This window comes from Kitasatospora sp. NPDC005748 (assembly GCF_040630735.1).
Taxonomy (GTDB): Bacteria; Actinomycetota; Actinomycetes; order Streptomycetales; family Streptomycetaceae; genus Kitasatospora.
In genome coordinates, this window is sequence record NZ_JBEXYD010000043.1 from 59,066 (window position 1) to 65,267 (window position 6,202).

5 protein-coding genes are annotated in these 6,202 nt (G+C 72.8%); all 5 read left to right on the forward strand.

The features are described 5' to 3' along the window. Positions 1-47 precede the first annotated feature (47 nt). The 5 genes from ABZ495_RS26355 to ABZ495_RS26375 all read left to right on the forward strand — a co-directional run bounded on the left by ABZ495_RS26355 (position 48) and on the right by ABZ495_RS26375 (position 5,895). The gene (locus ABZ495_RS26355; RefSeq protein ID WP_359838410.1) at positions 48-1,613 is read left to right on the forward strand and encodes a sugar ABC transporter ATP-binding protein; all 1,566 of its coding nucleotides are present in this window, start codon (positions 48-50) and stop codon (positions 1,611-1,613) included. Beyond that, positions 1,597-2,628 carry an ABC transporter permease gene (locus tag ABZ495_RS26360; protein WP_329485059.1) on the forward strand — a complete coding sequence of 344 codons (1,032 nt, stop codon included), beginning with the start codon at positions 1,597-1,599 and terminating at the stop codon, positions 2,626-2,628. Before ABZ495_RS26355 ends, ABZ495_RS26360 begins: the two co-directional genes overlap by 17 nt. Before the next feature lie 119 nt (positions 2,629-2,747). Next, complete coding sequence (locus ABZ495_RS26365; RefSeq protein WP_359809477.1) at positions 2,748-3,479, forward strand: FadR/GntR family transcriptional regulator; 732 nt, start codon at positions 2,748-2,750, stop codon at positions 3,477-3,479. Positions 3,480-3,557: 78 nt separating this feature from the next. Continuing rightward, positions 3,558-4,595 carry a sugar ABC transporter substrate-binding protein gene (locus ABZ495_RS26370; RefSeq protein ID WP_359809418.1) on the forward strand — a complete coding sequence of 346 codons (1,038 nt, stop codon included), beginning with the start codon at positions 3,558-3,560 and terminating at the stop codon, positions 4,593-4,595. Positions 4,596-4,887: 292 nt separating this feature from the next. Continuing rightward, entirely contained in the window at positions 4,888-5,895 is a 1,008-nt protein-coding gene (locus tag ABZ495_RS26375; RefSeq protein WP_359838412.1) for a Gfo/Idh/MocA family oxidoreductase, read from the forward strand. Positions 5,896-6,202: the final 307 nt, after the last annotated feature.

Consider the following 6,202-nt stretch of genomic DNA (forward strand, 5'->3'; position numbering starts at 1 on the left):
GCGGCCACCCGCCGCCGTTCACCGGAGCCCTCGGAAAGGACCCCGCCATGGCGGACCCCAGCCCCGGACGGGGCCCCGTCGTCGAGGCCGACGGGATCAGCAAGCGCTTCGGCGCCACCGTCGCCCTCAGCGACGCCCGCATCTCGGTCGCGCCCGGCGAGTCGCACGCCCTGGTCGGCCGCAACGGCGCGGGCAAGTCCACGCTCGTCTCGGTGCTCACCGGCCTGCAGAGCCCGGACACCGGCACCCTGCGGTTCGGCGGCGAGCCCGCCCCGGCACCCGGCGACACCGCTGCCTGGCGCTCCAGGGTCGCCTGCGTGTACCAGCGCTCCACCGTCATCCCCGCGCTGAGCGTCGCCGAGAACCTGTTCCTGAACCGGCACGGCCCCGACGACGGAGGCGCGCTGCGGCCGATCGGCTGGAAGCGGCTGCGCCGGCGCGCCGCCGAGCTGCTGGCCGAGTACGGCGTCGACGTCGACCCGACCGCTCGCGCCGAGGACCTGACCGTCGAACAGCGCCAGTTCGTCGAGATCGCCCGGGCGCTGTCCTTCGGTGCCCGCTTCATCATCCTGGACGAGCCCACCGCCAAGCTCGACGCCCGCGGCATCGAGCTGCTCTTCGACAAGCTGCGCTCGCTCCAGGAGCAGGGCGTCGCCTTCCTGTTCATCTCCCACCATCTGCAGGAGGTCTACGACCTCTGCTCCACCGTCACGGTCTACCGCGACGCGCGCCACATCGTCACCGCGCCGGTCGCCGAACTCGACCGGCAGGCGTTGGTGGAGGCGATGACGGGGGAGAGCGCCCGGGGCGGCGAGCCGTCCTGGGCGGTGACCGGCCGGGCGGGCACCCACCGCGCCCCGCTGCTGACCGTCACCGGCCTGAGCCTGGCCGGCGCCTACCAGGACGTGACCCTGACCGCGCGGGCCGGCGAGGTCGTGGGCCTGGCCGGCGCGGCCGCCAGCGGCAACGTCCGGTTCGGCGAGACCGTGGCCGGCCTGCACCGCCCCCAGACCGGGACCATCACCGTGGCCGGCCGCCCGGTGCGCACCGGGCGCGTCCCCGCCGCCCTCGCCGCGGGCATCGGGTTCGTTCCCGAGGACCGGCACCTCCAGGGCCTCATTCCGCAGCGCAGCGTCGCCGAGAACGCCACCCTGACCGTCACCGACCAGCTCGGCCCGTTCGGCACCGTGCTGCCCTCGCGGACCCGGGCCTTCGCCCGGCGGATGATCGACGAACTCGACATCAAGACGCCCGGACCGGCCGCCCCCGTGTCCGCGCTGTCCGGCGGCAACCAGCAGAAGGTGGTCATCGCCCGGGCGCTGGCCACCGAACCGCACGTCCTCATCGCCGTCCGGCCCACCAACGGCGTCGACGTGAAGTCCAAGGAATCCCTGCTCGGCACCGTCCGCCAGGTCGCCGACGCCGGGCGAAGCGCCCTGATCGTGTCCGACGAACTCGACGACCTGCGGGTCTGCGACCGGGTCCTGGCCATGTTCCACGGCCGCGTCGTCGCCGAGTTCGAACACGGCTGGAGCGACGAACAGCTGGTCGCAGCCATGGAGGGCCTGGCCGGCCCGACCGACACGAAGGAACGCGATGTCTCCCACCACTGAGGTCCGCGCGCGCCCGGCGAGTGCCGTCACCGCGCCCGCCGACCGCCGCTTCACCCTCGCCCGCTACCGCGACCTGTCACTGGTGCCGGTCCTGCTCGTCCTGGGCGTCATCGGCTTCGCCGTCTCGCCGGCCTTCCTGACCTCCGACAACCTCCTGGGCGTCGGTCAGCAGGCCACCGAGCTGAGCCTGCTCGTCCTGGCCGAGGCGCTGATCCTGATCGCCGGCCGGATGGACCTCTCGCTGGAGTCCACGATCGGTGTGGCCCCGGTCATCGCGGTCTGGCTGGTCCTGCCCGACCACGGCGCGCGCTTCAACGGCCTGGGGCTGTTCCCCTCCTGGACGGCCGTCCCGCTGTGCCTGGCGGTCGGCGCGCTCATCGGCGCGGTCAACGGCTTCCTGATCCTCAAGCTGCGCCTGAACGGCTTCATCGTCACGCTGGGCGCGCTGACCCTGCTCCGCGGGCTCCAGGTCGCCGTCTCCCAGGGCCAGTCGATCGTCAACCTGCCCGGCTCGTTCACCTACCTGGGCGGCGCCCGCTGGTTCGGCGTCCCGGCGGCGATCTGGATCTGCGCCCTGCTCTTCCTCGCCGGCGGGTGCGCGCTCGCCTGGCTGCGCCACGGCCGCGCGCTGTACGCGATCGGGGGCAACCCCGAGGCCGCCCGTGCCGCCGGCATCCGGGTCGACCGGATCACCTGGACGGTGCTGGTCCTCGGCGGCCTGGTGGCCGCCTTCGCCGGCGTCCTCTACACGGGACACTACGGGTCCATCTCCGCCGACCAGGGCAACGGCTGGATCTTCCAGGTCTTCGCCGCCACCGTCATCGGCGGCGTCAGCCTCAACGGCGGGCGCGGCACCCTGTTCGGGGCGCTCACCGGGGTGCTGACCCTCCAGCTCGTGGTCAACGTGATGACCCTCGCGGGCGTGCCGCCGCTGTGGAACCAGTTCCTCAACGGCGCGATCATCATCGTCGCGCTGATCATCTCCCGCTTCGCCTCCGGCGAGAAGCAGGAGTGACGGGTCGTACGGCCTGCGGGCCGCGGCGGCGCGGCCGGGACCGGGTCCGGCCGGCCTCGCCGCCGCGGCCTCGCCCGACCCCCGTAGGCGCGAACACCCGGACCCAGGAGGCGATCACCATCGGGGTGACGGACGAGGCCATCGAGAAGATCAAGGGCATGATCGTCTCCGGCGCCCTGCAGCCCGGTGACCGGCTGCCCAACGAGGCCGACCTGGCCGACCAGCTCGGGCTGTCCCGCAGCTCGCTGCGCGAGGCCGTGCGAGCGCTCACCGCGATGCGGATCCTGGTCCCCCGACAGGGCGACGGCACCTACGTCTCCGGGCTGGAGCCGCACCTGCTCCTCGAAGCCCTGGCCTTCGCCGCCGACGTCTCCCACGGCCGAACCGCCCGGCAGCTCCTCCAGGTCCGACGGCTGCTCGAACCCCAGGTGACCGCCCTCGCCGCCGGCCGGCTCACCGACGACGAGCTGTTGGCGCTCCGGGCGATCCTCGATCGGAGCGCCACGGACATCGGCATCGAGGAGTTCGTCGAGCTGGACATCGAGTTCCACCGCGTCATCGCCGACGCCGTCGGCAATCCGGTGCTGTCCGCCCTGCTCGGCATCCTCTCCACCCACACCCAGCGGCTGCGGATCGTGCGCGGCGCCCTCTCCCGGTCCTCGCCCGCGGGCACCCGGATCTCTCCCGCCCGCGAGCAGGCCCACCTGGAGCACGAGGCCCTCTGGCGGGCCCTGGTCGACCGCGACGCCCTGCGCGCCGCCGGCGCCAGCACCGTGCACGTGGCGGCGGTCGAGGACTGGCTCGCCACCGGAACCACCACCGACCTCCGGGGCCCCGGCACCACCGCCTGACAGCGACGTGCCGAGACCCCGGCCCCCGGCGCCTCGCCCCGATCCGCCGGACCCCTACCACCCAGGACGTTTCGCCACATGAAGACACGTACCACCCGGACCGCCTGCACGGGCGGCGTCGTCGTGCTCCTCGCCGGGTGCCTCGGCGCCTGCGGAAGCTCCGGCGGGCCGAGCGGCTCCGCCCAGCAGATCGGCATCGACATCCCCCGCACCGACTCCGACTTCTGGAAGGCTTACGCGAAGTACCTCCAGCAGGAGATCGGCGCCCAGCAGTTGGACGTCCTGCCGCTCACCCACTCCGAGGGCGACGAGGCGAAGTTCACCGCCAACATCCAGGCGTTGCAGCGCCGCCGCCCCAAGTCCATCGTGATGGCGCCGCAGAACACCGTGACCACCGATGTCACGCTCTCCGGGCTGTTCGCCGCCAACATCAACGCGATCAGCGTCGACACCGAGCCGGAACACGGCAACGTCTACATGGTGGTGCGCACCGACAACAAGGCCTACGGCACCAAGGCCTGCGAGTTCCTCGGCAAGCAGCTCGGCGGCAAGGGCAAGGTGGCCGAACTCCAGGGCGCGCTCAACTCGGTCAACGGCTACGACCGTTCCGAGGCGTTCGCCACCTGCATGAAGCGGAACTACCCCAAGATCCAGGTCATCGAGCTGCCGACCGACTGGAAGGGTGATGTCGCCGCCGCGAAGCTCCAGTCCACGCTGGCCACCCACCCCGACCTGAACGGCATCTACATGCAGGCCGGCGGGGTGTTCCTCCAGCCCACCCTCGACGTCCTGCGCCAGAAGGGCTTACTCAAGCCCGCGGGCCAGAGCGGCCACATCACCATCGTCTCCAACGACGGCATCCCGACCGAGCTCGCCGCCATCCGGGAGGGCCAGATCGACGCCACCGTCTCCCAGCCCGCCGACCTCTACGCCAAGTACGCCCTCTTCTACGCCCGGGCCGCGGCCCAGGGCAAGTCCTTCCAGACCGGTCCCACCGACCACCAGTCCACCATCATCCAGCTGCCCAACGGCCTGGAGGACCAGCTCCCCGCGCCCCTGGTGACCAAGGACAACGTGAACGATCCGGCGCTCTGGGCGAACCACCCCGTGGGCTGACACCCGGACCGGCGCACCGAACCAGGTCGGCAACCGCCCCGGCGCCCCACGCGCGACACCACCCGAGCACGCCACCGGCAGCGGGCGGACGCCGACCTGCGCACCGATGCCCGCCCGGCGCCGGGCCGCTGGAGCAGCCTGACGGGCTCACGGGGTGGACCGCGGGGAGCTGAGGGGGGCGGTGCGCGGGTTGCGAGTACTGAACGGCAAGTCCGGGTGATGGTTGCCGGTCCGTGGAGCCTCCCGTACCGTACTGCCGCGACGCATCATTGGTCTAGACAAGAGGTGGTCTGTGGACTCGGCTCATGAACGTCCCATCCGCTGGGGCATCCTGGCCACCGGGGGGATCGCCACGGCGTTCACCGAGGATCTTCGCCGAACTCCGGGCGCGGTGGTCGCGGCTGTCGCCTCCCGCGACGCGGGGACGGCGCGCGCGTTCGCCGCCCGGCACGCGGTCCCGCGAGCTCACGGATCGTGGCGGGACCTGGCGGACGATCCGGACGTGGACGTGGTGTACGTGGCCACGCCGCACGGTTACCACCACCAGGCCGTCGAGATGCTGCTGGACGCCGGGCGGCCCGTGCTCTGCGAGAAGCCTCTCACCGTGAACAGCGTGCAGGCGCGGGGGCTGATCACCCTCGCCCGCGAGCGCGGGACGTTCCTGATGGAAGCCATGTGGATGCTCCTGAACCCCGCCCTGCGCAAGGCGGCCGAGCTGCTCGCCGACGGTGCGATCGGTGAGGTCCGATCCCTGCACGCCGAACTCGGTTGGCGGGCCGAGGTCGACCGAGGGCATCGGCTTCGCGACGTTGCGGCGGGCGGCGGCGCCCTGCTCGATGTCGGCGTCTACCCCGTCGCGCTGGCGCAGTTCCTGCTCGGCAGCCCGGACCGCGTCCACGCGCGGGCCCAGCTGACGCCGGAAGGCGTGGACGAGCACACGAGCATTCTGCTCGGCCACCCCGGTGGGGCCACCGCATCGCTGACCTGTTCCTTCGCCGCGACCTTGAGCCAGGCGGCCGTCGTCTACGGCACACGTGGACGCATCGATATCCCGGCGAACCTGTTCAACCCGCCCGGGATCGTCCTCCATCGCGAGGTCGGCGAGCCGGTGCACTTTCCCGCTCCGCCCGTCATCGGCAATGGCTACGGGCTGGAGGCCGCCGAGGTGATGCGCTGCCTGCTGGCCGGGCAGAGCGAGTCGCCGCTGGTGCCCCTGGACGGCACACTCGCGGTTCTCCGTACGCTGGACGCTGTGAGGCAACTGATCGGCCTGCGATACCCGCACGACGATCACGACTGATCCGCGGGTCCGCGGGGCCGCCTGCGGGCCTACAGACCGCCGGTGGTCACCGGGACCGGACTGCTGACTGCCGGTGCGAGAGCCGCGACAGCACCGGCTCCACGCTCACGTTTCCGCGCACCGGGCCCGGCGCCTGCGAGCGGGCGGCGAGCCCGCCGCCGGGCCGCGCGGGCCCCGGAGCGCGCAGGCCCGGTGTACGCGGGCCCGGTGTACGCGGGCCCGGTGAGGACCGGGGAAACAGGCGCTGGGGAGGCCGGGGGGGGGGGGTGGGGTGGCCCGGCGCCGCCGGGCGGCGCGGGGGGGGCCG